Raw genomic sequence first — 25,793 nt, forward strand, 5'->3', positions numbered from 1 at the left:
GCGTACAAGCGCGCGGATCGCGACAAGGGCAGGGCGCGGATCGTCGGCACCGCCGGTGATATTGTGCCGCTCGCGACGGGGGGGCGCGGCTGCCGCTCACCCCCCCCGCAGCCTCACCCCCGCAGCCTCACCCCCACCGTCGTCCCTTCGCCCGCCGCCGAGCGCGCCATGGCGTCGCCGCCGTGCAGCCGCATGATCATGCGCACCAGGTACAGCCCCAGCCCAACGCCGGGAATCCCCTCGCTCTCGCGGGCGCGCCAGAAGCGGTCGAAGAGGCGGGCGAGGTCTTCGGCTGGCACGGGCGGGCCTTCGTTGTGCACCTCGATGTGCACCATGTCGTCGCCGGCGCGGGTGCGCACCGCCACCGGGGTGTCGGGCGGCGCGTACTTCAAGGCGTTATCCAGCAGGTTGGCCACCGCGATGCGCAGCAGGTCGGGGTCGCAATCCACCCACACCTCGGGCCACTGCGCCGGCGCGATGTCGGTGTGCACGCGCTCGGGCGCGCGGCAGTCGGCCACCACGTCGCTCACCAGTTCGCCCAGGTGGCAGCGCTGGCGCTGCAGGCGCGAGAAACCCTCCACGCGCTCGAGCAGCAGGCACTTTTCCACCAGCGCGTTCATGTTGACGGCGGCGCTGTCGATGCGCGTCAGGCGTTGCGCCACCGGTGGCGGCGTGGCCGGCAGCAACGTGCGCAAGGCGTCGGTGGCCATGCGGGTCACCGCCAGAGGCGTCTTGAGCTCGTGTGCCAGCATGCGCAGCAGGTCGCCCTGCTCGCGCGCGGCCTGCTCGCGGGCGCCCAGCTCGGCCATGCGCGCGCGCAGGTCGGCCCGCAGCTCGGCCTCGGCCTCGGTCTGCTGGCGGCGCAGCAGGGCGTGGGCGCCGGCGAGCGTGCCCACATAGGCCAGGGTGCTGATGTACATCAGGGCCGCGGTGCGGGCGGGCGAGATGCCCGGCACCACCAGGCTGGCCACCGTCGCCGCGGCCACCGCGGCATACACCCCGAAGCCGGCCAGCGCCAGCCGGCGCCGGCGCGGCGGCAGGCTGCGGTTGCGCGCCAGCACCACCAGCAGGAAGACGTACAGCGCCAGCCCCAGCGGCAGGTAGAGGCGCACCACCGCGGTAAACACCCCGCCCAGCGCCAGCGCCATTGCCGCCACCGACAGCAGCATGAAGCCCACCAGCAGCGCCCGCAGCGCCCGCGGCAGCCCCAACGCGTCGCGCAGCGCATACACCACCGCCACCACCGCCGCGCTCGACAGGTACACGCCCAGCTTCACCCCCAGGTCGGCCATCCACGGCCAGTCGGCCCACAGCGTCGCCGCCATCAGCCCGTTGACGTTGTTGCGCCAGACAAAGTGCGCCGCCACCGCCAGCAGCACGAACCCGGCCAGCCGGCTGCGCGTCGCCCACCACTGCACCGCCAGCAGCAGCAAAAGCACCGCCTGCAAGCCCAGATCCACGCCGGTCAGCCAGGCCTCGCGCTCCAGCACATGCAGGTAGTCGTGCTCGTCCATCAGCGCCAGCGCCAGCGTGGCCGCACTGGTGGTTTGCAGGCGCAGCAGATAGTGCTGGACGGGCATCTGGCCGTCGTCGAGCAGGAAGGCCGGCGCCAGCCCGGCTAGCGGGCGCGCGCGCGCTGGCAGGCTATCGCCCGCCACCTCCACCGGCCAGCTCGCGTCGGGGCCGTCGGTGACGCGGTACAGACGCAGCTCGTCCACGAAGTGCGGCTTCAGCCGCAGCACCACGTGCGGGTGCCCCGGCGCGGCCTGCGCCACCGCGAAGCGCAGCCACCACACCGAATCGCTGTAGCCGGCGCTCAGTCCCTTCGGGCTCGGGCGCCAGCCCTCGTGCGCCGCGGCCGCGCCCGGGGTCAGCGTGCCGGCGGGGTCTTCGAGCACCGCGAGGTCGAGCAGGCGCGGGCTGTCGCTCGCGGGCGGGTGTCCGGCGATGGCAGGGTGGATCGCCGCAGCGGCGATCAGCGCCGCGCAGCAGCGGCAGACGCAGCTCACCCAGTGGCCGAGGCGCAGGCCGATGGCGCGGGTGATCATGGTGCGGCGGAGGGCGCGGCGAGCACGCGGCAGGTGGCCGTGAACACGTAGCCGGCGCCCCACTGCGCGCGTAGCGGCACGGGCTCACCCGATGCGGCGCGCAGCTTGCTGCGCAAGCGACTGATGCGCACTTCGAGGCGACGATGGTCGTAGTCGCCGGCGTCCTCGCCAAGCGCGGCGATCAGGCTTGTCCGCTCCACCGGCCGCCCCGCCGCGCGCATCAAGGGTTCGAGCAGGACGAGCTCGCCGGGAGTCAACCGCAGCTGCGTGCCGCTGGGATCCAGCAGGGCTTGCCGCGACAGGTCCAGCGTCCAGCCCGCGAACGCGACTGCGGCTGCGGCGGGCGCGACCCGTGGCTCGATCCGCCGGTAAAGGCGCTCGAGCACCGCCAGGAGCTCGTCGCGCCCGGTGGGCTTGGTCAGGTAATGGTCGATGCCGCAGTTCAGTGCCCGTACCCGGTGCTCGGCCGAGCCCTTTCCCGACAGCATCACGATCCCCAATGCCGAGGCCGCGCTCAACTGCGCGGCGAGCGCCAGGCCATCGCCGTCGGGTAGATCCGCGTCGAGCAAGAGCACGTCGGGCTGGAAGCCTTCGAGCACGCCTTCCAGTTCGGCGATGCACCTCGCCCCCCTGACCTCGTGGCCTGCGTGCTGGAGCATGAACACCAGCTCCTGCAGCAGGTCGACATAGTCCTCCAAGACGACGATCTTCATAGCGGTTTTCCGTCCAGACGATGCTGGCGACAGCGGTAAGGCATAGCGAGGCGATTTGTCGTGAATTGACCGTCACGCATGTCATAACGGTAAAGAATCAGCGTCCGCAGTCGAGGTAAGGGCGCATCGCCGCGTCGCCGCACAGCATTTCCAACTTGCGCGCATGGTGCGCGGCGGTACGCACCTTCTTGCGCGCCCAGGCCGACTGCTCCAGCGCGCGCCTTGCCGCACGCAGCGTAAGTTCGCGGCCATCGGCGTCCAGGCTCGGCCACGCCAGCAGGCCAACCTCCGCCACCCCCGCATTGACATGCGCACGCCACGGGCCCAACGCCGCAGCGCGCGCGAGCGCCGCCGCGAACTCCGCATCCAGCTCCAGCAGGTAAAGTTTGCTGTACGCCAGGCTCAGCCATGCGTCCGGCCACTGCGGCCGCAACACCGTGGCCTGTCGAAACGCCGCGCGCGCCTCGCGCCGGATCGGCGCCACGTGGGCTGCGCCAAACGGCGCCTGAAAGTGCTGCCATTGCAAGACCACGCCCAAGCGCTCGACGTAACGGCCATTCGGGCTCACCGCCAGATCGACCGCACGCCGCGCAGACTGCGTTGCCAACTGCGCCGCCCGCGGGTGGGGCGGCACGCCCTTTTTTTCCCAGTCCGCCAGCAGCACCCCCGCCTGCTGGTACGCGAAGCCGGCCAGCACCATGCGCGCGGCCAGGTAGGCCAGCGCGAGCCCCGCCAACACCAGCGCGGCGCCGACGCACCGCCTGCCCAGCGCGCGGCTCACGCGAACAGCGCGCGCGTCAGCAGCGCCGGGTTGTCCACCAGCAGCCTGTCGGCAGCCTCCACGCCATAGCCTTGGACCAGGTACGCGCGCGCCGCCGACAGCAGCGGCGGGCGATGGTCGAGGTTGTGCGCATCGCTGGCGACGACGAAGACGCGCCCGTCGTCGATCCACGCCTGGCTCAGCGCGCTGCACGCGCCGCCGAAGCGGCCGATGAGCGCGCCCGCGGTCAGCTGCAGCAGGCAACCCTGACGCACGAAGGGCAGGATCCGGCGCGGGTCGCGAATCATCGTCTTGTTGCGCTCGGGGTGGGCGATCAGCGGCAGCACGCCTTGCGCCAGGATGTGCTCGGTGATGCGTTCGGCGCCGTAGGGCAGCTCGCCATGCGGAAACTCCAGCAGCAGCACCGGCCGGCCTTCGAGCTGGCCGACGAAGGGCAGGGCGCCCGCCTGCAGATCCGCGAGGCACTCGAGCGAGGCCCGCACCTCCGCGGCCGCGGCCACGCGCAAGGCGATGCCCTGTGCCGCCAGGGCCGCGCGAAACGCGTCGCAGGCCGCGCGGATGCCGGCCGCGGTGTTGTCGTGGCGGCCGGGGTGGATGTGCGGCGTGCACACCGCGTGGGTGATCCCGTCGGCCACCGCCAGCCGGGCGAGCGCGAGCCCCTCTTCGAGGTCGGCGGCGCCGTCGTCCAGGCCCGGCAGCAGGTGGCAATGTACGTCGTACATGGCGTCGAAGCCTTGTTCAGCGCGTCACGACTGCGTGGCGCTTCAGCTCTTGCTCCCGTGGTAGCCGTAGTAGTCGTAGTAGCCGCCATAGCGGTAGCCGTAGCGTTGGGCGCGGGCCACATCCACCTGGTTCAGGACCACGCCCGACAGCACCGCATGGTTCTGCAGCAACTGGCCGACCCCCTTGGCCACCACCGGAATCGGGGTGTTGTCAGACTTCACGACGTAGATCACCGCATCGGCCGCGCTCGCCAGCACCACCGCGTCGCTCACCGCCTGCGTCGGCGGCGTGTCGATGATCACGTAGTCGTAGCCCTTGGTCAGCAGGGTGATCAGCTCTTCGAACAGCGGGGTCGCGATCAGCTTGAGCGGGTCGGGCGGGACCGTCCCTGCGGGAATCAGATCGAAGCCGTCGAGATGGTGCAGCGCGTCCTTGGTCGTCGCGGTGTCGGCCAGCAGGTTGGCCAGCCCGGGGGAGCCCGGCGGCAGCCCAAAGGCACGCGCCATGGTCGGGCGTCGCATGTCGGCCTCCACCAGCAGCACGCGCCCGAGCTGGCCCAGCGCCAGGGCCAGGTTCGCCGCGGCGGTCGTCTTGCCCTCGCCGGGCACGGCCGAGGTCACCACCACCCGCACGTGCTTGCGCTCGCGCAAGGCCAGCAACAGGCCGGTTCGCACCGTCCGCACCGACTCGGCAAAGCTCTTGTGCTTGGGCGAGGCGAACAGCGCCAGCGACTCGCTGCGGTCGCGCGTCTTCACCCGCGGCAGGATGCCCAGCACCGGCAGGTTCAGCGCGTTCTCGACGTCCTCCGTGCTCTTGAAGGTGTTGTTCAGCTTCTCCAGCAGCAGGGCCAGGCCGATCCCCAGCGCCAGCGCCAGCAGCGCCGCGCCACCGACGATGGTGCTCTTGCGCGGGCGCACCGGGGTCTCGGGCACCACCGCCTGGTCCACGATGCGCGCGTTGGCGGGCTCGAGGTCGGAGGTGGCGTTGGTTTCCTTGAGGCGGCCGAGGAAGGTGTCGTACAGCGCGCGGTTGGCGTCCACCTCGCGCTGCAACTCGCGCAGGCGGAACTCCTTGCGCGAGATGTCCTGGATCTCGGACTTGGTCGCATTGAAGGCCGACGACAGGGCGCGTTCGTTGGCCAGCGCGAGCTGGTAATTGCGCTCGATGCCCGCCACCACCTGATTCACCTGCTCGCGAAGGCTGGCGCGCGTGCGCTCGAGCTCGCCGGCCGCCGCCTCCATGGTCGGGTGGCGCGGGCCGTAGCGCTGGGCCAGCTCATCGACCTTCGCGCGCGCTTTGGATTCGGCGGTGGCGGCCTGCTGCACCAGCGGGTTGTACAGCAGGGTGGGCACCGCCAGCAGCGCGTCGAAGCCGCTCGCGCGCGCGCTCTGGATCTGGCGGTACTCGTTCTCCATCTCCGCGCGCTTGCGCTGCGCCTCGTTCAGCCGGGTGCCGGTCATCGACAGCTCGCTGGTGGCCACGGTGGCCACGCCCTGCACGTCGACCAGGTCCTGTCCCTCGCGAAAGCGTTGCAGCGCGTCCTCGGCCTGGCGCAAGCTCGCGCGCAGCTCCTCCAGGCGCTCGTTCATCCAGTTCGTGGCCGACATCGACATCGCCATGCGCGCCTCGAGCTGGCTGTCGATGTAGCCGCGCGTCACCGCGTTCGCCACCCGCGCGGCCAGCCGCGCGTCGGCCATCTCCACCGCCACGCCCACCACCTGCGTGCCGCGCAGGCGCTCGACCTGGATCGCCCCCTGCAGGGCACGGGCAATCGCGTCCCGCCGCGCCACCATCGCGTCGATCTCGGACGGCGTCTCGACCGGTGCGATCTCCTCCGGCAAGGTCAGCGGCAAGAAGTCGAGCCGCTCGCGCGCCCAGGCCATCATCGCCGCAGGCGAGGGCAGCGCCCAGCGCGATGCCGGCGCTGCCGCGGGCTGAAACGCCGGGTGGTTGATCAGGTCCAGCTCGCGCACCACGCGCTCGGCGAGCCCGCGCGACTGCAGCAGCTCGACCTGCGTCTGCAGGAACTCGCCGCCCGAACCCTCCACGCCATAGATCTGCTCGATCGACATCACCCGCGAGGCGCGCGGCTCGATCAGCAGGGTGGCCTGCGCACGGTAGATCGGCGTCAGTGACAGCGCCCACAGCGTCGCCGCCATGCTCACGATCAGCACCAGGAAGAGGATCGAGCCTTTGCGCGCCCACAGCGTTCGACCCACACCCAGCAGGTCGAGCCCGGCGCCGTCGTCATCGGGCTTGCTCGCGAATCGGTAGGCTGGCGCCGGCGCCAGAGGCTTGCTTTCGGAGGTCATGCTCACAGTTCTGAATGCGGCCCGGCTCAGAAGAAGCCCTGGCCAATGGAGATCGTGTCACCGGGGCGGACCTCGGTGTCCATGGTGGCGCGCTCGGGTTCGCGGCCCGTCGCGCCTTCGCGGATGATGGTGATGCGGCGCTCGGAGGCGCGCTCGGTCAGCCCGCCCGCGAGCGTGGTCGCCCGCCGCACCGTCAGCCCCGACTGGTAGGGGTAGGCGCCGGTGCGCGAGACCTCGCCGCTGATGTAGAACTCGCGGTACTTCAGAACCGAAACGGTCACCCGCGGATCCACCAGGTAGTCTCCGCGCAGCTTGTCGCCGATCACGCGTTCGAGCTCGGGCGCGGTCAGCCCCTCGGCCTTCAACAGGCCGAGAAACGGAAACGAGAACATCCCCGCCTCGGTCAGGCGCACCTCGTTGACGGTCAGGTCAGGCTCGCCGAACACCGTCACCCGGATCTCGTCGCCGGCCGCCAGGCGGTACTGCGGATCGGCCGCATCGGTGGCGTGCGCGGCGCTGCCCGCGAACACCGCGGCCAGCGCCAGCACGAACACAAAAAATCTCGTCGCCATCCAGCGCGTGTCCTCGAGGCCCCTGAACATGAACGCGACCCAGCTCCGGCCCACGCTCAAAAGCCCATCGTCAGGCTCAGGCCGACGCTGTTGCGGCTGTAGCGCTGATCGCTGCGGTTCGAGTCGTTGCGCGTGTGGGCGTAGTTCAGGCCCACATCCAGCCAACGGCGCGGGCTGTAGCTCAGGCCCGCGCGGTAGGTGTCGGTGGTGTCGCTGCGATCGGTGTCGGCGCCCACGTAATCGCGTTGCGCATGCTGGTAGCCCAGGGTGCTGGCGATGCGGCTGGTCCAGCTGTGGCGCCAATCGATCGCGCTGCTGCGGGCGCGAATCGCCGCCGCGTTGTCGCTGCCTTCGTCGATGGCCTGCCGCAGGGCGAACACGAACGAGCTGTAGGTCAGCGGCGCCCAGCTCATGTTGAGCGCCCAGGTCGTGCCCTTGCGGTCCGCCACCCCGGGGTCGTCGAAGCGCCGTTGCTGCCGGCCCACCCGCAGGCTGCCGCTGGTCTTGGCGGTGATGTCCCATTCCGCACCCAGCAGCAGGTCGCGGCCGTCGCCGTCACGGCTGCGCTCGGTCAGGTAGCTGTGGCTCGTGTCGCGCACCTCGGCCACGGCCTGCACGGTCGGCGCCACGCGGTAAAGGAAGGCCGCCCCCAGGGTGCGGGAATCGCGCTCCAGGTCGGCATTGAGGCGCTCGCCATCGACCACCGTGTCGTTGTCGTAGCGCAGGCGGCTCTCGCGCGCCGTCAGGCGAATCTGCCCGGTCGCGCTCTGCGCGCCATAGGTGTAGGTGCCACCCACGTCGAACTGGCGGGGGCGGTCGTTCTCGACGCGCTGCTGGTCGGGTGCGGTGTTCTCGGTGCGGCTGTAATCGAGCTGCAGCGCGAGGCGATTGCGCACGTTGAAGCTCATGTCGCTGCCGGCATTCACGAAGTGCGCGGTGTTGTTGTCGCTACTGCTGGCGTGGTAGCGCTTGTGGTCGAGCGAATAGTTCAGGCGGCTCTTAACCTTGTCGCCAGGCAGCTCGAAAGCCAGCACCGGCCGCACCGAGCTGATCCACGATGCCTCCTCGCCGCTGTCGCGTGCGCGGATGTTGTCGTCGTAGGTGCTGCTCAGCGACACGGTCGGCGTCAGGGTCAGGCCACCGTCCAGGCGCAGGATCGGCTCGGCGTCGATCGCATGGGCGGGCGGCATCGCGCACGCAAGCGCAAGGCAGGCCATGGCGGGCCGCACGGCCGCGGCGACAAGCGTTGAATTCGTTCTGATCATCACTGGGCAGGGCTCACTGGCTGGGGCTGGAGGGCCGGGTACTGTCCGAATCGGTGGACGGGGTGGTGGTGGTGGGGGTCGATGGGGCGCTGACCGATTCGGCGGCTGCCACCGCGGCGCTTGCCGCTGCGGTAACTGCCGCCGCCGCTTCGGGCGCTGCGGTCACCGCCGCGCTCACGATCACCGCCGCGGCCTGGGGCGCTGCGGTCACCGCCGCGCTCACGATCGCCGCCGCGGCCTGGGGCGCTGCGGTCACCGCCGCGCTCACGATCACCGCCGCGGCCTCGGGCGCTGCGGTCACCGCCGCGCTCACGATCACCGCCGCGGCCTCGGGCGCTGCGGTCACCGCCGCGCTTACGATCGCTGCTGCGGCGCTGGGCACGGCCGCCACCGCCGCGGCCACTACGGCGGCCGCCGCCTCGGGCGCCGCCGCAACCGCGGCCGCCACGATCGCGGCCGCCAGCCCTTCATTTTCCTGCGCGATCTGCGCAATCAAGCCCGCCACGGCCTCGGGCGAATCGGCACTCGCCAGCTGGGCGACTTGCTCGCTCGTCAGCACGACCCCGGCCGCAGCCAGGGCATCGGGCAGGGATTGTTGGGCGTGCACGGGCAGCGCGGAAAGCACGCAACAGGTAATCAAAGCACGCAGGGTGCGTTTCAGGTTGGTCATCGTGTATCGCCGTGCCGTAACGGAAAAATCAACAAAGGTAACGCAAGCACTGCAAGGAATGAGAGAAAGCTTACATCAAAACCGGAGGGTAATCCACCCGTCGTACGTGGTGGTGTCGGTTGGCAAGCACCGCGACCGCGCACAGCGCGACGAAGGTGGCCGCATTGGCCGGAATCTGCAGGTTGAAGTCGGCCAGCGCATGCACCATCAAGCCGACGATCCCCATCGCGGCCCCGAAGCCCAGGCCCTTGCGGTAGCGGCTGTGCCGCTCGCGCAGCGCCTGCAGCGCCTCGCGCAGCGCCAGCAGCACGAAGAAGGCCGCAGCGGCCGAAGCCAGCGCGCCATACTCGATCCAGAACTGCAGGTAATCATTGTGCGCATGGTCCACATGGCCCAGCACATCCGGCCCCGGGTAAGCCGGGAACACCGCCTCGAAGCTGCCCGCGCCGTGGCCGAGCAGCGGCCTGGCCTGCGCCAGCGGCAGGGCGTAGGCGACCACGTCGTCGCGGTCTTCGGATTCGCGCGCCACCACGCGGCCGTCGACCACCACGTCCTCGAGCCGCGTCTCCGCCAGCCGCGAGCGCAGCGTGTCGAGCCCGAAGTACTGGCTGACGACGAGCAGATCGACCACCACGATGCTGGCCAGGATCAGCAGGTTGCGCACGCGGTGGCGGCTGTCGTACCAGGCGAACAGGGCGCCGGTCACCGCCAGGCTCAGCACGAAGGCGGTGTTGCCCATGCGCGAATGCGTCATCACCAGGCCGATCACCATGATCACCAGCGCCAGCCGGGTGCGCATCTTGGGCCCCAGCAGCGCTTCGAGCAGGCGGGGCAGGGCGCGGCTGGAGTCGGTGCGCAGGGCGAACAACAAGCCCACCGCGCAGCCGAGACACATCACCAGGTAGCCCGCCAGGTGGTTGCGGTTGACGTAGCTGCCGCTCGCCGAGCTGCCATGGCTGTAGCCCAGGCGTGCCAGCGGCCCGTCCGCGCCCGACAGCGCCATGAACACGCCGTAGAACGCCTGCACGGTGCCGCTCGCCACCAGCACCACCAGCAAGGCCGTCAGTCGCCGTCGCTCGCGAAACAGCGCACACAGCATCACGAACAGGCTGCTGTAGCCCAGCCCCAGCATCAGCGCGCGCGCGCCTTGCCCCGGGTCGGCGCTCAGCCCCAGGGCAAGCTGGGCGCCGGCCCAGGCCTGCACCAGCAGCAGCAGCCCGGCCATCCACAGCGCGCTGCGCGGCGGCACCGGCGTGGTGCCGGGGGCCAGCCACAGCAGCGCACCGTAGGCGGCCAGACCCAGCGCGCAGCCCAGCACAAGCACGCCCGCCGGCCCGTCCTGCGTGCTGCCGAGCGGCAGCGGCAGCCAGGCCAGCAGGACCAGCAACCACGCGGCCAGGGCCTTGGAGGCAAAGCTATCCGCACCGACCATCAGGGCAGCGCCCTGCCGTGCGGGCGGTGCTCGTCCAGACGGCGCTCGATCGACTCGAGGGCATCGAAGGCACGCGCCATCCGTGCCGGCCGATGCGGGTCGGGCCGATGCACATGCGCCGGCGGCACCTGCTGCTCGAGCCGCGACCATGCCGCCAGCGTGAGGCCCATGAAGGTCACGGTCACCCCGATAAAGCCCAGCAGCGAGACCCAGTCCGGCAGCGCCACGCGCCACAGCAGCACGCCCACCGCCCCCAACGCCAGGCTGGCCATCGCTTCCACCACCACCACCCGCGTCACCCCCATGCCGCGCAGGCACAGCAAGTGGTGCAGGTGGTCGCGCCCGGCCGCCATCGGCGAGCGCCTGCGACGCAGCCGCAGCGCCATCGTCGCCACCATGTCGAGCATCGGCAAGGCGACGATCCACACCATCACCATCGGCGGCGGCGCCGCCGGCCCGGCCTGCTGCGTCCCCGCAATCGTCAGCCACACGATCAGGAAGCCCAGCGCCAGCGCCCCCGCATCGCCCATGAACACGCGCGCCCGCCGCCGCCCGAGCCGCAGGTTGAAGGCCAGGAAGCCCGCCAGGCCGGCCAGCGCGACCAGCGGCACCATCTTCAGCGCGCTGGGCAAGTCCGTCGTTGCCAGGACCACCGCAAGCCAGAACAGCACGGTCGCCATCACGCTGCCCGCCAGCCCATCGAGCCCGTCGATCATGTTGAAGGCGTTGATCAGGGCGGCGGCGGCGAACAAGGTCAGCGGCCAGGTAAGCCACGGCGCCACCTGCAGCGCGCGATCGGGGAGCAGTTCGCCCAGTTGCTGGAGGTGGAGGTCGAAACCGAACAGGCTCAGCAGCAACACCCCCACGGTCAGCGCCAGTTTGACGAGCGCGCGGATTTGCAGGCGGTCGTCGACCAGGCCGACCGCCAGCATGCCGACGAAGCCGCTCAGCAGGGACCCCATCAGCATCGACGGCTCGCTCAGCATCATCCACAGGCACAGTGGGCCACCCATCGCCAAGCCGCCGATCAGGGGCGTGGGCGTGGCATGCAGTTTGCGGCCGCCGGGGTGGTCGAGCAGCCCAAGCTGCGGTGCAAGCTTTGCGAAGAACCTCACCCCCAGAAGCGTCGCGCAGAAGCCAGCGAGTACCGCCAAGCCAGGTTTGTCGAACTCGTAAAGTTCCACGATAAATTCCATCAAAACAGAGCGGTGCCCGTAGCGAGCAGCAGTCGGGAGCAGGTCGTTCCTGTTCCTTGCCGGGAAAGAAAGCTTTTGTGAGCTTTCGTCGATATGGTAGCATTACCTATCAGTCAGAGGTCAACGTTACGTACGAGGCCGCGGATGGAAAACGAGATGGATCAAAACTTGAACCTTACCGATGCCGCGGCACCCGAACCGGCGCCCGGTCCCTGGTATGTCGTGCTCACCAAGCCGCGGCAAGAACACCACGCCGCCGAGCAGCTGCGGCGCCAGGGCTACACGGTCTATCTGCCCATGCATCACACCTGGCAACGGCGGCAGGGCGTGTGGCGCTGCGAGCAGGCGGTGTGGTTTGCCCGCTATCTGTTCGTCAGCACTGCGGGGCAGGGCAGGCTCAGCGTCGCGCCCATCCGCAGCACGCGCGGAGTGAGCGCGCTGGTGGGCTTCGGCGCGGCGTTGGCCGTGCTGCCACAGCCGGTGGTGGTCCACCTCATGCAGCTCGAGGCCCAGGCCCGGCGCCAGCCCGCAGACGGCATCAGCCCCTTCCGGCCAGGCGACGCCGTGCACATCGACACCGGCCCGCTGGCCGGGCTCGGCGGCATCGTGGCCAGCAGCGCGCGGCAGCGGGTCGAGGTGCTGATGACCCTGCTGGGGCAAGAGCGCCAGGTCAGCTGTTCGCCCGACCTCTTGCGTCGGGTAGCGTAGATAGGTAACCGGGGCAGGGCGCAGGCGCCCGCGCACCGGGTTGGGTTGCTTAATCTTTCCGTAGCCCTGCGCTACGATTTCCTGCCGGGTAAGCCAAAAACCTTACGAAAAACCTTCGTAAGTGGCGGTAGCCTGCCCGGACGATACACAGCCTCCTGTACGAGCGGCGGCAGCCGCGATCCCCACCGCCCCAGTCGCGCCTGCCGCCCCAGTCGCGCCTGCCGGCGCTCCTACATAAACCCACCCGCACCGCCCCCTGTAGGAGCGCCGCAAGGCGCGATCCCCACCGCCCCATTCGCGCCTGCCGGCGCTCCTACATAAACCCACCCGCACCGCCCCCTGTAGGAGCGCCGCAAGGCGCGATCCCCACCGCCCCATTCGCGCCTGCCGGCGCTCCTACATAAACCCAACCGCACCGCCCCCTGTAGGAGCGCCGCAAGGCGCGATCCCCACCGCCTCAATCGCGCCTACCGGCGCTCCTACATACCCCCACCCCGTGACCTCCAAATCCTCCTACGCCCAGATCCTCAAGGCCTCGTCCATCATGGGCGGCGCGGCGGGCATCAACCTGCTGCTCGGCATGCTGCGGGTCAAGTTCGCCGCGGTGTTCATCGGCACCACCGGCGTGGGCCTCATCTCCAGCTTTGGCGCGCTGCAAGGCCTCGTCGGCACGCTGGCCGGCCTGGGCATCCAGTCGAGCGCGGTGCGCGAGATCGCCGCCGCGGTCGGCAAGGGCGACGACCAAGCCGTCGGCCGCGCGGTGCTCGCCCTGCGCCGCATCTGCTGGCTCACCGGCCTGGTCGGCATGGCGGCGATGATGCTGCTCGCCCCGCTGCTCAGCCAGCTCACCTTCGGCCACCGCGACTACACCCTCGACATCGCCGCGCTCGGGGTCATCATCCTGTTCGGCAACCTCTCGGGCGGGCAGATGGCGCTCATCCAGGGCATGCGCCGCATCGGCGACATGGCGCGCGCCAACATCTACGGCGCCGCCGCCGGCACCGTGGCGGCGATCGGCTTCTACGCCGCACTGGGCCTGCGCGGCATCATCCCCACCCTGCTCGCCGTGTCGGCGATCCAGCTTGCGCTGTCATTCCACTTCGCGCGCCGGGTGCCGGTGCCAGAGGTGTCGCTCACCTGGCGGCAGACGTTTGCCGAGGCCGGCGACGTGGTCCGGCTCGGCCTGGTGATGATGTGGAACGGCCTCATGGGCAGCGCCGTCGCCTACCTCACCGTCACCCTCATCACCCAGCACGAAGGCACCCAGGCCGTCGGCCTCTACAGCGCCGCCTTCGCGCTGTCGGGCATGTTCGTCAACTTCGTCCTCGGCGCGATGGGCGCCGACTACTACCCGCGCCTCACCGGCGTCGCGTCCGACAAGCCCGCGATGGTGCGCATGGTCAACGAGCAGACCGAGATCGGCCTGCTGCTCGCCCTCCCGGGCCTGCTCGCCACGATGGCGCTGGCGCCGTGGATCCTGCAGATCTTCTACACGCGCGAGTTCCTCGGCGCGGTCGAGCTGCTGCAGTGGTTCATCCTGGGGTGCCTGGGGCGGGTGATCTCGTGGCCGCTCGGCTTCGTGATGCTTGCGCTCGGAAAGGGCAAGTGGTTCCTCGTCACCGAGACCGGATCCAACCTGCTGCACGCCGCGCTGATCGCAGCAGGGCTCCACTTTCTGGGCATCGAAGGTGTCGCGGTTGCATTCTTCGTGATTTACCTCGCCTACATACTTACCGTTTATCTGGTGTGCCGCCACCTCATAAGCTTTGCGTGGTCATCTGCATGTGCTCGTATCACTCTCTTCGGGCTACCAACACTTGGGGCAACCTTCATCGCATGCCGTAATTTGCCTTTGTGGCCGGGCACCGCAGTCGGGCTCGTTCTGACCCTCTTGGTCAGCGGCTTTTGTCTGCGAAAACTCGCCTTTCTACTCGGCCCGGATCATCGAATCATCCAATTGGTACTTAGGCTTACCGGTGCAAAGTGGCTGTTGTTTTCACACCGCCACAGACTACCACCTGCATGAATCCTGATGCCTGTGGACAGCATTTTGTTCAAACCCAATCTACCCATACCTAAACTACTAAGCTGCCGTCACGCCTAAGGCGGTCAGCAAGGAGCTCGTGTGTCTGACCAACTTCACTCTACGGCTGTTGTATGCGCCGCAGGCAGCGGCGTCTCCTATGGGCTGATTCACCGGTTGCGTGCCACTTGGGGCAGCAAGGTCCACATCGTTGCTCTGGATATCAACCCAACCTACTTAGTTTCCGCCTCGGTTCTCGCAGACGAATTCATTCAAGTGGTCCCCTCGAGCGACCTCAAATTCCAAGAGCAACTTGGTTCGGTACTGGATCGACTTGGCGAAACACACATCTATCCTGCGGTAAACAGCGACTTCTTTGCACTCGCCGAGCTGCGCCGATCGGCGACGTTTGCCGCATCTGATTTTGTATGCGTCGATGACCGCTATCTGTCGTTGGCTACTGACAAACTGTCTCTCGACCAGACCATGCGAACCATTGGAGTCCAAACACCTGAGACATTCACTATCGAGGATATTGAGCAGCAGAATGTGCTGGAGTCCTTCTTTGTAAAGCCCCGCAACGGATTTGGCAGCCAAGGCGCAAGGAGCATGACACGTAACGCAATCCTTGAAATGAAAGAGGATGAACTGCAGGATTTCATCGTGCAGGAAGTGTGCAGCGGACCAGAAGTCACCGTCGATGCTTTCATTGATTCGAAGCTTGGCGATTGTGCGGTGGTTTGCAGGGAACGTATTGAAATCAAATCGGGGGTCTGCACAAAGGCTCGCTTGTTCGCCGACGCCGAACTGGAAACCCTTGCACAGCGCATCGGCCTTGCCCTTGAAATACGGGGAAGCTTCTGTTTCCAAGTCATGCGTGCAAAGGATAAATGGGTTGTAACCGATCTAAATTTGAGGCCAGGCGCGGGAACCGCCCTGAGCTGTGCGATCGGGGCCGATTTCTTCTCGGCCATGCATGCCTGCCGGTGCGGAGAGCGCGGCATAGATCGCATCGATACAAGTTGGATCGAAACTGGTGATTGTTTCGTCACCCGTCAATACATCGAGTACGTCACAAGCCTTCCAAGATGAGCGTGATCGTGCTCGATCTGGATGGAACGCTTGTGGATTGCAAGGAACGTCAGTCTTTGCTCGCAGCCAGCCTCTGCCGCGCCGCAGGCTTAAAACTGGATATTGAAGCCTTTTGGAGCGCAAAACGCGCGGGTGAGTCGACCACAAAAGCGATGTGTAGTCAGGGCGTCGACGCCACTACCGCGGCCAAGCTTTCCAAGCTTTGGGTCACGCAGGTTGAAACCGATGTATGGCTCCGCATGGACCGCCTATTGCCCGGTGTTATGCGTTCTTTGCGCGATGCGCGCGAACAGGGATTTCAACTGCACCTGCTCACCGCACGAGCCAACGAGCGCGCGCTTAGGCGCCAGTTGTGCTGGTTGTCGCTGGCACCGTTATTTGATCATGTGGAGGTCGTCCGTCCGCGAGAGGCCTCTCAAGAAAAAGCAAACTACCTACACACAGTTACACCTGTTGCATTTATTGGTGACTCAGAATCCGACGAGTCAGCAGCAGATCTGGCGCAAGTACGATTTCTGGCTGTAACCAGAGGACAACGATCAAAAGCATACCTTCAAACACACACAAATCTTTGTGCTCTCGATATCAAGTCAGATCTTCAACAAGCAATACAGGAGGTTATGTTTGAAAACCGTTAATGAAAAAAGTCGTTTAGCAAACATTGCAGACAATAGTCTTTACGCATACGGGGTCAACCCTGCAACGATAGAGGCGTCATTTCGTATATTCCAGCGATATCTGACTGATGGACCGACGTTAGAGCTTGGACCAGCTGAAGGCATAATGACTGACCTTCTAGTGAGCACTTGCTCTTCGTTGACTGTGGTCGACGGGGCCCAAAAATTCCTCGATTCGATCAAGAAAAAGCACCCAAAGGTCGAAGTCGTAAACGCGCTTTTCGAGGAATTCGTACCTGAATCCAAGTTTGATAACATCATCCTGGGGCACGTACTAGAGCATGTGGATAATCCCGTTGAAATCCTCCGAAGGGCTTCAAACTGGCTGAGCCCTGGTGGCCGAATTCTCGCTGCAGTACCGAACAGTCGAAGTCTCCATCGACAGGCTGCGGTCTTAATGGGTCTACTGCCATTTGAGGAATCACTCAATGAAGCTGACCACCACCATGGTCACAGGCGGGTGTATAACCCGGAATCATTTAGGCTCTAAGCCGTTTCCAGTGGAAATTGACTTCTCAACATACATGACCTGCGGCGGTACAACCGCCCGACACTGACGCCGACCTCGCACCTGATGAACAACCAGATCGAAGCCCTCTTCACCACCGCGCTTGGCCTGCAGCCGCCTTGGCACGTCGCCAAGGTCGAGCTCAACACAGCCAAGCGGCGGATCGACTTCGAGGTTGAGCACACCGGCCGTCGTGCGGCCTGTCCGGCATGCGGGTTCGAGCATCAGTTGATCCATGACCGCGTGCGCCGCAGTTGGCGACACCTGGATTTCTTCCAGTTCGAAGCGTGGTTGCATGCCGAGGTGCCGCGCGTGCAGTGCTCGGGCTGCGGCAAGACCACGCAGTTGCCGGTGCCGTGGGCACGAGAGGGCAGTGGCTTCACCTTGCTGTTCGAGGCACTGGGCCTGTCGCTGTGCCGGGAATTGCCGGTGCGCCAGGCCGCCAATCAGATGCGGGTTGCGCCAAAGCGGCTGTGGCGGCGGGTGCGCCACTATGTCGAGGTGGCCCGTGCCAAGGACGACATGTCGGGCGTGCGCCACGTGGGCATTGACGAGACCAGCGTCAAGCGCGGGCACCAGTACATCACCGTGGTGCATGACCTGGCGGCCAAGCGTTTGCTGTTCGCCTGCCCCGGTCGTGACCATCAAACCCTGGGGGCCTTCGCCGAGGATATGCGCGTGCATGGCGGCGATCCGGCCACCATCGAACACGCCTGCATCGACATGAGCGCGGCGTACGCCAAGGGGATCGAGCAGTCGCTGCCGAACGCCCAGATCAGCTATGACCGCTTTCACGTCGTGGCGCTTGCCAACGCGGCGATGGATGAGGTGCGACGCGAAGAGATGCGCAACTCGGCAGAAGCGGCCCGCGAGGCGGTGGGCGTGCACGGCAAGAAGACCCTTCGCCAACTGCTGTGGGGCATGCGCAAGGACTCGGCGAGCTGGACTCGCGCGCAGTTCGAGGCGATGCACTGGCTGCAGCGCTCGAATCTGAAGAGCGCGCGGGCCTGGCGACTCAAGCAGGCCCTGCGGCTGGTCTACCGCGAGGCGCGGGACAGTAACAGCGAAGCAATCGCCCTCGGCGCATTGACGAAGTGGATGAGTTGGGCGCGACGCTCGCGGCTCGAGCCGTTCAAGCGCCTGGCGGTCACCTTGAAAGAACATCTCGGCGGTGTCGTGCGCGGCATGCTCGACGGGCGCAGCAACGCCTACGTCGAGGCGATGAACAGCCTGTTGCAGAAGGCGAAAGCCGCCGCCCGAGGTTTCCGTGACCCGGAAAACTTCATCGCGATCGCCTACCTGCGAATGTCCAAGCTCGAGCATCTACCGCAAAGCCCCTTGGTGCCGGCAATCGCCCGCGACTACGGGCACTACCATCATGTATGTTGAGAAGTCAATTTCCACTGGAAACGGCTTAGAGCCATCATTTAGAGGCGACTTCCTCAAGGCAGGACTTTCGATAGAAGTTTCCGGGGGATATTGGCTAAAACCGGTTTCCAATGGCCAGATAGAACGCGATTGGACGCCGGAGATGCTCGACGCATTCATGGTTTTGGGCGAGCGCTACCCCGATATTGCCGGCGAAATTTATGTGGTCGCTAAAAACGAACCCAGGCCGCAGTACTTTCACAGTGGCTGGCAACAAAGTAATCAAGGCTGAAGTCCTGATAGTCATCATTATTGACCTATCAATTCCCTGAAGACGCCTTGACAACCGCGCAGTTCGACGTGCGCAAGGGCAACGAGCGCGTGTGGCAGTTCCACGAACGTTTCGGCGCAATCCGAACCGCCGAATCCGACCTCGACTATTTCTACCAACTGGATGGCAAAGCAATCGCCGCCTCCCGCGAGCGCTACCGGCGCTTTCTGGATGGCAGCGTCAGCGTGGTGTTTCCATGAGCATTGAAGATTGCAAGATCATCGACCTCCCCAAGATCCACGACCCCCGCGGCAACCTTACCTTCATCGAGGGCGGCGGCCACATTCCCTTCGACATCCAGCGCGTCTATTACCTGTACGACGTGCCCGGCGGCGCCGAGCGCGGCGGGCATGCGCACAAGGGGCTGCATCAACTCATCATCGCCATGTCGGGCAGCTTCGACGTGATCCTCGATGACGGCAAGGACAAGAAGCGCGTGCATCTCAACCGCTCGTACAACGGCCTGTATGTGTGCCCGATGATCTGGCGCGAGCTGGACAACTTCTCCTCCGGCTCGGTGTGCATGGTGCTGGCCTCGAACCGCTACGACGAAGAGGACTATTACCGCGACTACGCCGAGTTCATGCGCGCGAGGTGGGGCGCATGAAGGTTCCCTTCCTCGACCTGCACGCGGCTTACCTCGAGCTCAAGCCCGAGATCGACGCGGCCATCGCCCGCGTAGTTGACAGCGGCTGGTACATCCTCGGCCCCGAGGTCGACGCCTTCGAGGCCGAATACGCCGCCTATTGCGAAGCCGAGCACGCGATCGGCGTGGCCAACGGGCTCGACGCGCTCCACCTCGCCCTGCTGGCGATGGGTGTGGGCCCGGGCGACGAGGTGATCGTGCCCTCCAACACCTACATCGCCACCTGGCTCGCGGTGAGCCAGTGCGGCGCCACCCCGGTGCCGGTGGAGCCGGTGGACGCCACCTACAACATCGACCCGGCGCGCATCGAAGCGGCGATCACCCCGCGCACCAAGGTCATCCTGCCGGTGCACCTGTACGGCCAGCCCGCCGACCTCGACCCCATCCTCGCCATCGCCCGCAAGCACGGTCTGCGCGTGCTGGAAGACGCCGCCCAGGCGCACGGCGCGCGCTACAAGGGGCGCCGCATCGGCGCGCACGGCGACGCGGTGGCGTGGAGCTTCTACCCCGGCAAGAACCTCGGCGCGCTCGGCGACGGCGGCGCAGTGACCACCAACGACCCCGAGCTCGCCGACCGCATCAGCGTGCTGCGCAACTACGGCAGCCGAGTGAAGTACGTGAATGAGGTGAAGGGCTTCAACAGCCGGCTCGACCCGATCCAGGCGGCGGTACTGCGGGTGAAACTGCGGGTGCTGGATGAGTGGAATGCGCGGCGCCAGGGGATTGCGCAGCGGTATCTGGAGGGGCTGGCGGGGAGCGGGCTGGTGCTGCCGCAGGTGCCGGAATGGGCGGAGCCGGTGTGGCACTTGTTTGTGGTGCGGCATCCGGAGAGGGATGCGCTGGTGAAGCGGCTGAATGAGGCGGGGGTGGGGACCTTGATCCATTACCCGGTGCCGCCACATTTGCAGGCGGCGTATGCGGAGATGGGGTTTGGGGTGGGGGCGTTTCCGGTGGCGGAGCGGATGGCGAGGGAAGTGGTGAGCTTGCCGATGGGGGGGCAGATGGCGGCTGAGGGTGTTGAAGTGATTTGTGGGGTTTGCCGTGGCTGAGGATCAGGAATTCACGCTGCCGCCGCTGGAAGAGCGGCCGTTGGTTACGTTTGCGCTGTTTGCGTATAACCAGGAGAAATACATACGCGAGGCGGTTGAAGGGGCGTTTGCACAGACGTATGAGCCGTTGGAGATCATTCTTTCGGATGATTGCTCGACAGACTCGACGTTTCTAATCATGCAACAGATGGCTGACGAATACGAAGGACCTCACACCGTCCGGGTCGTACGCAACGCATTCAACATGGGCGTCCTAAAGCACGTGTTTGAGCGGGGGCGAGACGTTCAGGGCAGTATCATCGTGATGGCAGCCGGCGACGATATCTCCTTTCCCCATCGCACGGAAAGACTGGTGGGGGCGCTATTACGAAATCCAAATGCGGATGCAGTCTATTCATCTCTACATCTCATCGATAAACATGGGCAAGTGATAGATTCGAACGTGGTCAGACCGCATAGCTCCTCCCTGCCCCCGCTATACCTAAAACCTGAACCTCCAAATGAAAAAATAATACAAGGATGTTCGGCAGCATACAGAAAATATTTATTTCAAATTAGCTTACCCCCCGGAAACCCGCACCTTTCAGAAGACGTGCTCTTTTCATTTATAATAAACATTAATCATCGCGATATTATCTTCTTGGAGATCGCCTTGCTGCATTATCGATCACATGAAGAAGCCATCTCAAATCGACCATTAGCCAATCAAAAGAGCTCAATAGAGGAAGAAGAGCTCAACATGCTTAACACCGTAAAAAGAATAGAAAGTAGAATTAATTTTTTCAAGCTTCTATCCAATAAAAAAGAAGAGCGAATAAATCATAAATTAATATGCAGCGAGCTTCGGCGCTGTACATTAATTAAATCTTGGAATGAACTATCAACAGCCCAGAGATTTAGCCGCCTACTGTGCGAGATAATATTTCACAAAGGGCGGTTAGCGAAATGGCAGACAGCTCGCCTACTTGGTAAATTTCCTCATTACCAACCGAAAGCATTTTTCGCCAAATTTCAAACGGACCGCTATCGTCAGACGCCGCCTAATAAAAATTTCATTTAGCTACCCATCACAGATAAATAGTTAATAAGCCTGTTTCAAATGATAGTTATCGCTGCCACTCACTCTACCCCTTTGGCATTTCCATGAGCAGTCAGGCTTTAAAGCATCCTCTTGCAGTCGTTATACCGTTCTACAAAAAGCGCTTTCTGTTAGCCTTGCTTGATGCGCTGCTACAACAATCGGATCAGTCGTTCAATATTTATATCGGGGACGATTGCTCACCCGAAGATCCAAGCGATCTTATCGCAGAGTTGAGTAGCCGTTTTCCGCTCAATTACTTCCGCTTCGCAAATCGATTGGGCGGTGTTTCGCTTGCCGCTCATTGGAACCGTTGTCTCGACCTAACACAAGGCGAGCCCTGGATCTGGATCATTCCCGATGATGACCTCCCCGCCCCCAATTGCGTGGCCGAGTTTATGGCTGCGTTGCGTGAAGGCCGAGCTGAGGGTGTCAATGTGTTCGCATTTCCGGCCCGAGTCATAGACTCAACTGGGCACATAACGAGCGAAGGCGTACCCTTGCATGCCCCGGTTCGCAATTACGATTTCTACTTGAAGCAACTCAAGGGCGAGATGCAGGGCTCAAGCCTCGGCGAGAACATTTTCCGGCGCGAGGCGCTGATGGGGCGCGGCGGTTTTGTCGAACTGCCGAAAGGCTGGGGCAGCGATCACGCAACGATCCTTCGTGCGAGCGCTGGCTCACTGATCGCCCCGCTGAATCGGGCATGGTTCGGATTTCGCCAGAGCGGGGACAACATTTCATCGCAGCGGGATGACGGCGCCGAGAAAATGCGCGCTCGAGTTTTGTTTGCGCATTGGCTGCGAGAAAACGCGGCCTTACTTTCATCACCGCCTTCGGCCGAGTTCTATCGCTACTTCTACTGGAAAGGCGAGTATTACGCACTGCACCATTGGAAATTCAGCGCGGCACTTTTCTGGCAGTTATTGCAGCTACGCTGGGTCTGCCTCCGCTCTGCTAACGCACTAGCGGTGGTGCGCCTTTTCCTGACCAAACGGCGGCACGGTGGGGAGGCTGCACGTTGACCGCCGTACTTCACCTCACTAGTTGGTACAGAAACCCTTGGAACCAACTTGAGGCCCCCTTCATCAAGGAACATTTCGACGCACTGCACGGACGAGTGCGGCAGGAGCTTTGGCATGTTCAAGTGCGTGATGATGGCCCTGGCCTTAAATGGCGATGTGGCCAAACGAGCGAGGTCGAGCGCTATGCGGTGTTCTTCGCTCCCCTTCCCTCAGGGCGGGCAGTCGAGTGGCTAACACTCCTGCTTTTGATTTTCGTGCGCCTGCGCCTAGGACGTAGGTGGTGGGACGTAGTGAATGTGCATGTAGCTTATCCGCTTTTGCGCTTTCCAAAGCTGTTCCGCTGGCTCTTCGGACCCAAGGTAGTCATTACGGAGCATTGGTCGGCTTATCACCGCGGCTTTAACCTCGCGCCAGCGAACCCGGGCCGCCGACGGATTGCGGAAATTTTTCATCACAACATTCCCGTTGTGGCAGTTTCTCAGGCGCTGCTTACCGACATCGTTCGCTTTGCGGGAACCGATCGCTTTCCTAAACACGTCGTTCCGAACGTTGTCGATCCGCGCCTGTTCTTCCCGTCCGCTTCGACGCCAAAAACCTTTGGACCCATCTGCCTAATGGTGGCCAGTTGGGCGCCAATCAAGAGGCCACTACTGGCGATGGCCGCGTTCGCGAAAATGCTATCGCGCTGGCCGTCTGCCCAGTTGCGTGTGATCGGCGGAGGACAGCAATTGCCTGCCATGAAGGAGTTCGTACACCGCGCCAAGTTGGAGCAGCACATTGTGTTCCTTGGGCCTCGCGACAAGGCCGCTGTTGCCTCCGAAATGCGCTCAGCTGATCTATTTCTCCATCCCTCGGAATACGAGACCTTCTCCGTCGTCTGTGCGGAGGCGCTATGCTCGGGCTTACCGGTGATTGCATCGAATGTAGGCGGAATCCCCGAGTTCGTTGATAAAACAAATGGCTTATTGGTGGAAAATACTGATAAAGCGTGGACTGAAGCTTTGGAGAGGGCGTTTTCCGAGATATCGAAGTGGGATCGTGTAACGATCGCTGAATCTGCACGAGAGCGTTTCACTCCGGATGTAGTGGGTTCCCGCCTTAGAGATACCTATATCAGCCATACAGCCAGGTAAGTGCTGTGCATACCTTAAGGTCGTCGAGCTCTGACAGAAATTCAGCAACAATTGACCATTGTAAATCTCGAAAAGCAGAATCTCTGAAATTAAAAACTTTTTTAGTGATCTCGCCAGAGCCGTGGCATGCCCACGCCGTAAGTAAGCACCACTACGCGATGAACTTGGCAAGGCTGGATCATCTTGTTTTCTTCTTGGATCCTCCAGATGAGTCCTTGCAGGAGTTTTTCCTGGCCCCCATCGACGGACATCCAAACCTCACGGTTGTGCGCGGGCCAAAGGTTGCAGCGGGGCTTAGGTTTCATCCACCCTTCCTGCGGCGCTGGCGCGAGACGCTCTGGCTCGCCCGACTTGAAAAGACTACCGGTTGCCATATAGATGCAATTTGGCTTTTCGAAAACTCGCGTTTCTTTGATCTTCGCTTTGCCGGCGACCGCTTGAAGATCTATCACCAGGTTGACCTGAATCAGGACTTCCAAGTAGAAACAGCCGCCGCCACCGCAGACATCTGCTTCTGCACGACGGACTTCATCCGTGATCGGCTTCTGCCCCATAACGCTCGGACTTTCAAGATTCATCATGGGCTGGCTGCCCACGTAAGCCAGACTAAGTTGTCGGATCAACAGGAGGCTTGGTTTGATCAGACCGGGCCACACGCTGTGTACATCGGCAACCTCGACATCGCCTATCTCGACGCTGAGTTGCTATCAGAAGCTGCACGAAGTTTTCCCGCTGTCCGCTTCCACTTTGTTGGCGGCTACAGCGAACACGGCGCGCTCCACACGCTCACCCAAGATCTTCCCAACGTGATCTGGTGGGGCAAGGTCGGTAGCGAGCTCATTCCGGCAATCCTTCAGCGGGTCGACGTACAGCTAGTGACTTACAAGGCGGCGGAATACCGGGCTCAATTAGCCAGCCCACACAAGTTCATGGAATACCTCGCCAGCGGCAAGGTAATAGTCGCTACCTACACCGATGAATACAAGGACAAGCGCCATCTCCTGGAGATGGTGGACGACAACGCGGACTATCTTGCCGCGTTTGGTCGAGTAATCCAGGGGCTTGACGAATACAACAGCCCCGCACGGCAGGCCGAGCGCAAAGCGTTTGCCGAAGAGCATTCCTACGAAAGACAACTTGACCGCGTATTCGGGCTTCTCCGGCAACACCAACTTTTACCCACCTGAACCATGGCCGCTTCTATGCCCCCAGCCCCAACCACAGTGGTGATCTTTCTCTACAACCGGCTCTTCGACCCGCTGATCCAAGGCAACTTCTGGCTGTACATCAAGGATTACCTCGCATCACCCGCCTCATCGGTGAAGTTCCACGTCCTTACTTACGAAGACCCAAAGCATCCGCTCACTGCCGAACAGCTTGCGCTGGTCGAGCAGTGGCAGCGACAAGGACTGGAATGGACGGCCCTCACCTGGCACCCCGGCATGAGCCTCCTGCAGAAAGCCAAGGATGTGGCCGCCGGTTTTGCCGCCTTGGCCAGGCTCAGGCGTCGTGGCTATCGACACATCGTGTCGCTCGGATCGGTGGCCGGTTCATTCGCCTACATGTGCGCCGCGGTACTGGGCATGCGCCTCTTTCTGTACCAATACGAACCCCACAGCGAGGTCTCGCGCGACGCCGGCGCATGGGACGAGAACAGCCTGCAGTACAAGCTCGCCTGGTTCTTCGAACGCAAGTCGGCGGAGTTCGCGCACGTGATCGCATCGGGCACCCGCTTCATGGGCGAGCGGCTGCATGACGAGTGGGGGGTGCGCGCGCGTTTCTTCCGCATCCCCACCGTCGTCAACGAGGACAAGTTCCACTTCGACGCAGCGGTCGGCCAGCAGGTGCGCGCCGAGCTCGGCATCGGGCACGAACAACCGGTGCTGTTCTACACCGGCAAGTTCGGCGGGCTGTATTACGCCGAAGAGATCGCCCGTGCATTTGCCTGGCTGCGCGAGTACGACCCGAATCTGCACCTGCTGATTGTGACGCCCAACGACGACGCCTACGTGCATGGCCTCTTTGCCAGCGCGGGCGTCGATCAGGCGCACTACTCGGTGTGCCACAGCGCCTACGACCAGATCGAGCGCTTTTACTTTGCGGGCGACCTGGGGCTGATCACCATTCCGCCGGGACCGGGCCAGAAGTTCCGGTCGAGCATCAAGGTGGGCGAGTACCTTTGCGCGGGCATGCCTTTCCTGACGCCGACCGGGGTGTCGGAAGATTACTTGCATGCGCGCGAGCGGGATGTGGGTGTGGTGGTGGACGACTTCAGCGAGCGCTCGATTCGCGCCGCTTGGCCGGAGATCCAGCGCTATCTGCAGCTGGATCGCGACGAGCGCCGTGCCCGCTGCCGCACCTTCGGGGTTGAGTACCGGGGTTTCTCCTCGCTCAACCCGATCTTCAAGTCGGCTATCGACGAACTGGTAAAGGAATAGAGAAA

General features: G+C 64.2%; 25 protein-coding genes. 15 read left to right on the plus strand and 10 right to left on the minus strand.

The genetic code is table 11. The annotated features are described in order from the left end of the window. Nucleotides 1-113: 113 nt before the first annotated feature. The 10 genes from CKCBHOJB_RS08315 to CKCBHOJB_RS08360 all read right to left on the minus strand — a co-directional run bounded on the left by CKCBHOJB_RS08315 (nucleotide 114) and on the right by CKCBHOJB_RS08360 (nucleotide 11,700). The gene (locus CKCBHOJB_RS08315) at nucleotides 114-2,048 is read right to left on the minus strand and encodes an ATP-binding protein (protein ID WP_281051501.1); all 1,935 of its coding nucleotides are present in this window, start codon (nucleotides 2,046-2,048) and stop codon (nucleotides 114-116) included. Continuing rightward, nucleotides 2,045-2,761: a response regulator transcription factor gene (locus CKCBHOJB_RS08320; RefSeq protein WP_281051502.1), complete on the minus strand. Its 717-nt coding sequence runs from the start codon at nucleotides 2,759-2,761 to the stop codon at nucleotides 2,045-2,047. The genes CKCBHOJB_RS08315 and CKCBHOJB_RS08320 overlap by 4 nt, the downstream gene beginning before the upstream one ends. 97 nt (nucleotides 2,762-2,858) lie before the next feature. Next, nucleotides 2,859-3,542 (minus strand): hypothetical protein, encoded by a 684-nt coding sequence (locus CKCBHOJB_RS08325; protein WP_281051503.1) that lies wholly within the window; start codon nucleotides 3,540-3,542, stop codon nucleotides 2,859-2,861. Then, nucleotides 3,539-4,264, minus strand: a complete 726-nt coding sequence (locus CKCBHOJB_RS08330; protein WP_281051504.1) for a CpsB/CapC family capsule biosynthesis tyrosine phosphatase — start codon at nucleotides 4,262-4,264, stop codon at nucleotides 3,539-3,541. The genes CKCBHOJB_RS08325 and CKCBHOJB_RS08330 overlap by 4 nt, the downstream gene beginning before the upstream one ends. A 42-nt stretch (nucleotides 4,265-4,306) precedes the next feature. Next, a complete protein-coding gene (locus tag CKCBHOJB_RS08335) occupies nucleotides 4,307-6,577 on the minus strand; it encodes a polysaccharide biosynthesis tyrosine autokinase (protein ID WP_281051505.1) in 2,271 nt (756 codons plus the stop codon). 26 nt (nucleotides 6,578-6,603) lie between these two features. Then, nucleotides 6,604-7,179: a polysaccharide biosynthesis/export family protein gene (locus tag CKCBHOJB_RS08340; RefSeq protein ID WP_281051506.1), complete on the minus strand. Its 576-nt coding sequence runs from the start codon at nucleotides 7,177-7,179 to the stop codon at nucleotides 6,604-6,606. 26 nt (nucleotides 7,180-7,205) lie between these two features. After that, nucleotides 7,206-8,339, minus strand: coding sequence for an outer membrane beta-barrel protein (locus tag CKCBHOJB_RS08345; protein WP_281051507.1), 1,134 nt, complete (start codon nucleotides 8,337-8,339; stop codon nucleotides 7,206-7,208). Between the two features lie 88 nt (nucleotides 8,340-8,427). Further along, nucleotides 8,428-9,084 carry a hypothetical protein gene (locus tag CKCBHOJB_RS08350; RefSeq protein WP_281051508.1) on the minus strand — a complete coding sequence of 219 codons (657 nt, stop codon included), beginning with the start codon at nucleotides 9,082-9,084 and terminating at the stop codon, nucleotides 8,428-8,430. A gap of 70 nt (nucleotides 9,085-9,154) precedes the next feature. Then, complete coding sequence (locus CKCBHOJB_RS08355; protein WP_281051509.1) at nucleotides 9,155-10,516, minus strand: O-antigen ligase family protein; 1,362 nt, start codon at nucleotides 10,514-10,516, stop codon at nucleotides 9,155-9,157. Continuing rightward, on the minus strand, nucleotides 10,516-11,700 hold the full coding sequence (locus CKCBHOJB_RS08360; protein WP_281051510.1) for an MraY family glycosyltransferase: 1,185 nt from the start codon (nucleotides 11,698-11,700) through the stop codon (nucleotides 10,516-10,518). Before CKCBHOJB_RS08360 ends, CKCBHOJB_RS08355 begins: the two co-directional genes overlap by 1 nt. A 156-nt stretch (nucleotides 11,701-11,856) precedes the next feature. On the opposite strand from CKCBHOJB_RS08360, the gene CKCBHOJB_RS08365 reads away from it, so the two are divergent. From CKCBHOJB_RS08365 to CKCBHOJB_RS08435, 15 genes are all read left to right on the plus strand, one after another. Beyond that, nucleotides 11,857-12,420, plus strand: a complete 564-nt coding sequence (locus tag CKCBHOJB_RS08365) for a transcription termination/antitermination NusG family protein (RefSeq protein ID WP_281051511.1) — start codon at nucleotides 11,857-11,859, stop codon at nucleotides 12,418-12,420. Between the two features lie 496 nt (nucleotides 12,421-12,916). Continuing rightward, on the plus strand, nucleotides 12,917-14,446 hold the full coding sequence (locus CKCBHOJB_RS08370) for an O-antigen translocase (RefSeq protein ID WP_281051512.1): 1,530 nt from the start codon (nucleotides 12,917-12,919) through the stop codon (nucleotides 14,444-14,446). 99 nt (nucleotides 14,447-14,545) lie between these two features. After that, nucleotides 14,546-15,535, plus strand: a complete 990-nt coding sequence (locus CKCBHOJB_RS08375) for an ATP-grasp domain-containing protein (RefSeq protein WP_281051513.1) — start codon at nucleotides 14,546-14,548, stop codon at nucleotides 15,533-15,535. Beyond that, nucleotides 15,532-16,173, plus strand: coding sequence for an HAD family hydrolase (locus tag CKCBHOJB_RS08380; RefSeq protein ID WP_281051514.1), 642 nt, complete (start codon nucleotides 15,532-15,534; stop codon nucleotides 16,171-16,173). Before CKCBHOJB_RS08375 ends, CKCBHOJB_RS08380 begins: the two co-directional genes overlap by 4 nt. Beyond that, entirely contained in the window at nucleotides 16,109-16,702 is a 594-nt protein-coding gene (locus CKCBHOJB_RS08385) for a class I SAM-dependent methyltransferase (protein ID WP_281051515.1), read from the plus strand. The genes CKCBHOJB_RS08380 and CKCBHOJB_RS08385 overlap by 65 nt, the downstream gene beginning before the upstream one ends. 84 nt (nucleotides 16,703-16,786) lie before the next feature. Beyond that, nucleotides 16,787-18,109: an ISL3 family transposase gene (locus tag CKCBHOJB_RS08390; protein WP_281048728.1), complete on the plus strand. Its 1,323-nt coding sequence runs from the start codon at nucleotides 16,787-16,789 to the stop codon at nucleotides 18,107-18,109. Continuing rightward, nucleotides 18,099-18,380, plus strand: coding sequence for a hypothetical protein (locus tag CKCBHOJB_RS08395; protein ID WP_281051516.1), 282 nt, complete (start codon nucleotides 18,099-18,101; stop codon nucleotides 18,378-18,380). The genes CKCBHOJB_RS08390 and CKCBHOJB_RS08395 overlap by 11 nt, the downstream gene beginning before the upstream one ends. 20 nt (nucleotides 18,381-18,400) lie before the next feature. After that, a complete protein-coding gene (locus CKCBHOJB_RS08400) occupies nucleotides 18,401-18,619 on the plus strand; it encodes a hypothetical protein (protein ID WP_281051517.1) in 219 nt (72 codons plus the stop codon). Then, a complete protein-coding gene (locus CKCBHOJB_RS08405; protein ID WP_281051518.1) occupies nucleotides 18,616-19,026 on the plus strand; it encodes an FdtA/QdtA family cupin domain-containing protein in 411 nt (136 codons plus the stop codon). Before CKCBHOJB_RS08400 ends, CKCBHOJB_RS08405 begins: the two co-directional genes overlap by 4 nt. Further along, on the plus strand, nucleotides 19,023-20,114 hold the full coding sequence (locus tag CKCBHOJB_RS08410; protein ID WP_281051519.1) for a DegT/DnrJ/EryC1/StrS family aminotransferase: 1,092 nt from the start codon (nucleotides 19,023-19,025) through the stop codon (nucleotides 20,112-20,114). Before CKCBHOJB_RS08405 ends, CKCBHOJB_RS08410 begins: the two co-directional genes overlap by 4 nt. Next, nucleotides 20,107-21,174, plus strand: a complete 1,068-nt coding sequence (locus CKCBHOJB_RS08415; protein ID WP_281051520.1) for a glycosyltransferase — start codon at nucleotides 20,107-20,109, stop codon at nucleotides 21,172-21,174. Before CKCBHOJB_RS08410 ends, CKCBHOJB_RS08415 begins: the two co-directional genes overlap by 8 nt. A gap of 83 nt (nucleotides 21,175-21,257) precedes the next feature. Beyond that, nucleotides 21,258-22,217 (plus strand): glycosyltransferase, encoded by a 960-nt coding sequence (locus tag CKCBHOJB_RS08420; protein WP_281051521.1) that lies wholly within the window; start codon nucleotides 21,258-21,260, stop codon nucleotides 22,215-22,217. Beyond that, complete coding sequence (locus CKCBHOJB_RS08425) at nucleotides 22,214-23,350, plus strand: glycosyltransferase (protein ID WP_281051522.1); 1,137 nt, start codon at nucleotides 22,214-22,216, stop codon at nucleotides 23,348-23,350. Before CKCBHOJB_RS08420 ends, CKCBHOJB_RS08425 begins: the two co-directional genes overlap by 4 nt. Nucleotides 23,351-23,508: 158 nt before the next feature. Beyond that, complete coding sequence (locus tag CKCBHOJB_RS08430) at nucleotides 23,509-24,537, plus strand: glycosyltransferase (protein WP_281051523.1); 1,029 nt, start codon at nucleotides 23,509-23,511, stop codon at nucleotides 24,535-24,537. A 39-nt stretch (nucleotides 24,538-24,576) separates the two neighbouring features. Continuing rightward, nucleotides 24,577-25,788, plus strand: coding sequence for a hypothetical protein (locus tag CKCBHOJB_RS08435; RefSeq protein WP_281051524.1), 1,212 nt, complete (start codon nucleotides 24,577-24,579; stop codon nucleotides 25,786-25,788). Nucleotides 25,789-25,793 lie beyond the last annotated feature (5 nt).

It is taken from the genome of Thauera sp. GDN1, from assembly GCF_029223545.1.
Taxonomy (GTDB): domain Bacteria; phylum Pseudomonadota; class Gammaproteobacteria; order Burkholderiales; family Rhodocyclaceae; genus Thauera.

Excerpts from the sequence above, each read along its gene's own strand:
- CKCBHOJB_RS08315 (WP_281051501.1), bottom strand. The coding sequence starts at position 2,048 with ATGATCACCCGCGCCATCGGCCTGCGCCTCGGCCACTGGGTGAGCTGC.
- CKCBHOJB_RS08320 (WP_281051502.1), bottom strand. The coding sequence starts at position 2,761 with ATGAAGATCGTCGTCTTGGAGGACTATGTCGACCTGCTGCAGGAGCTG.
- CKCBHOJB_RS08330 (WP_281051504.1), bottom strand. The coding sequence starts at position 4,264 with ATGTACGACGTACATTGCCACCTGCTGCCGGGCCTGGACGACGGCGCC.
- CKCBHOJB_RS08335 (WP_281051505.1), bottom strand. The coding sequence starts at position 6,577 with ATGACCTCCGAAAGCAAGCCTCTGGCGCCGGCGCCAGCCTACCGATTC.
- CKCBHOJB_RS08340 (WP_281051506.1), bottom strand. The coding sequence starts at position 7,179 with ATGTTCAGGGGCCTCGAGGACACGCGCTGGATGGCGACGAGATTTTTT.
- CKCBHOJB_RS08345 (WP_281051507.1), bottom strand. The coding sequence starts at position 8,339 with ATGCCGCCCGCCCATGCGATCGACGCCGAGCCGATCCTGCGCCTGGAC.
- CKCBHOJB_RS08350 (WP_281051508.1), bottom strand. The coding sequence starts at position 9,084 with ATGACCAACCTGAAACGCACCCTGCGTGCTTTGATTACCTGTTGCGTG.
- CKCBHOJB_RS08355 (WP_281051509.1), bottom strand. The coding sequence starts at position 10,516 with ATGGTCGGTGCGGATAGCTTTGCCTCCAAGGCCCTGGCCGCGTGGTTG.
- CKCBHOJB_RS08365 (WP_281051511.1), top strand. The coding sequence starts at position 11,857 with ATGGAAAACGAGATGGATCAAAACTTGAACCTTACCGATGCCGCGGCA.
- CKCBHOJB_RS08380 (WP_281051514.1), top strand. The coding sequence starts at position 15,532 with ATGAGCGTGATCGTGCTCGATCTGGATGGAACGCTTGTGGATTGCAAG.
- CKCBHOJB_RS08390 (WP_281048728.1), top strand. The coding sequence starts at position 16,787 with ATGAACAACCAGATCGAAGCCCTCTTCACCACCGCGCTTGGCCTGCAG.
- CKCBHOJB_RS08395 (WP_281051516.1), top strand. The coding sequence starts at position 18,099 with ATGTATGTTGAGAAGTCAATTTCCACTGGAAACGGCTTAGAGCCATCA.
- CKCBHOJB_RS08405 (WP_281051518.1), top strand. The coding sequence starts at position 18,616 with ATGAGCATTGAAGATTGCAAGATCATCGACCTCCCCAAGATCCACGAC.
- CKCBHOJB_RS08410 (WP_281051519.1), top strand. The coding sequence starts at position 19,023 with ATGAAGGTTCCCTTCCTCGACCTGCACGCGGCTTACCTCGAGCTCAAG.
- CKCBHOJB_RS08420 (WP_281051521.1), top strand. The coding sequence starts at position 21,258 with ATGAGCAGTCAGGCTTTAAAGCATCCTCTTGCAGTCGTTATACCGTTC.
- CKCBHOJB_RS08430 (WP_281051523.1), top strand. The coding sequence starts at position 23,509 with ATGAACTTGGCAAGGCTGGATCATCTTGTTTTCTTCTTGGATCCTCCA.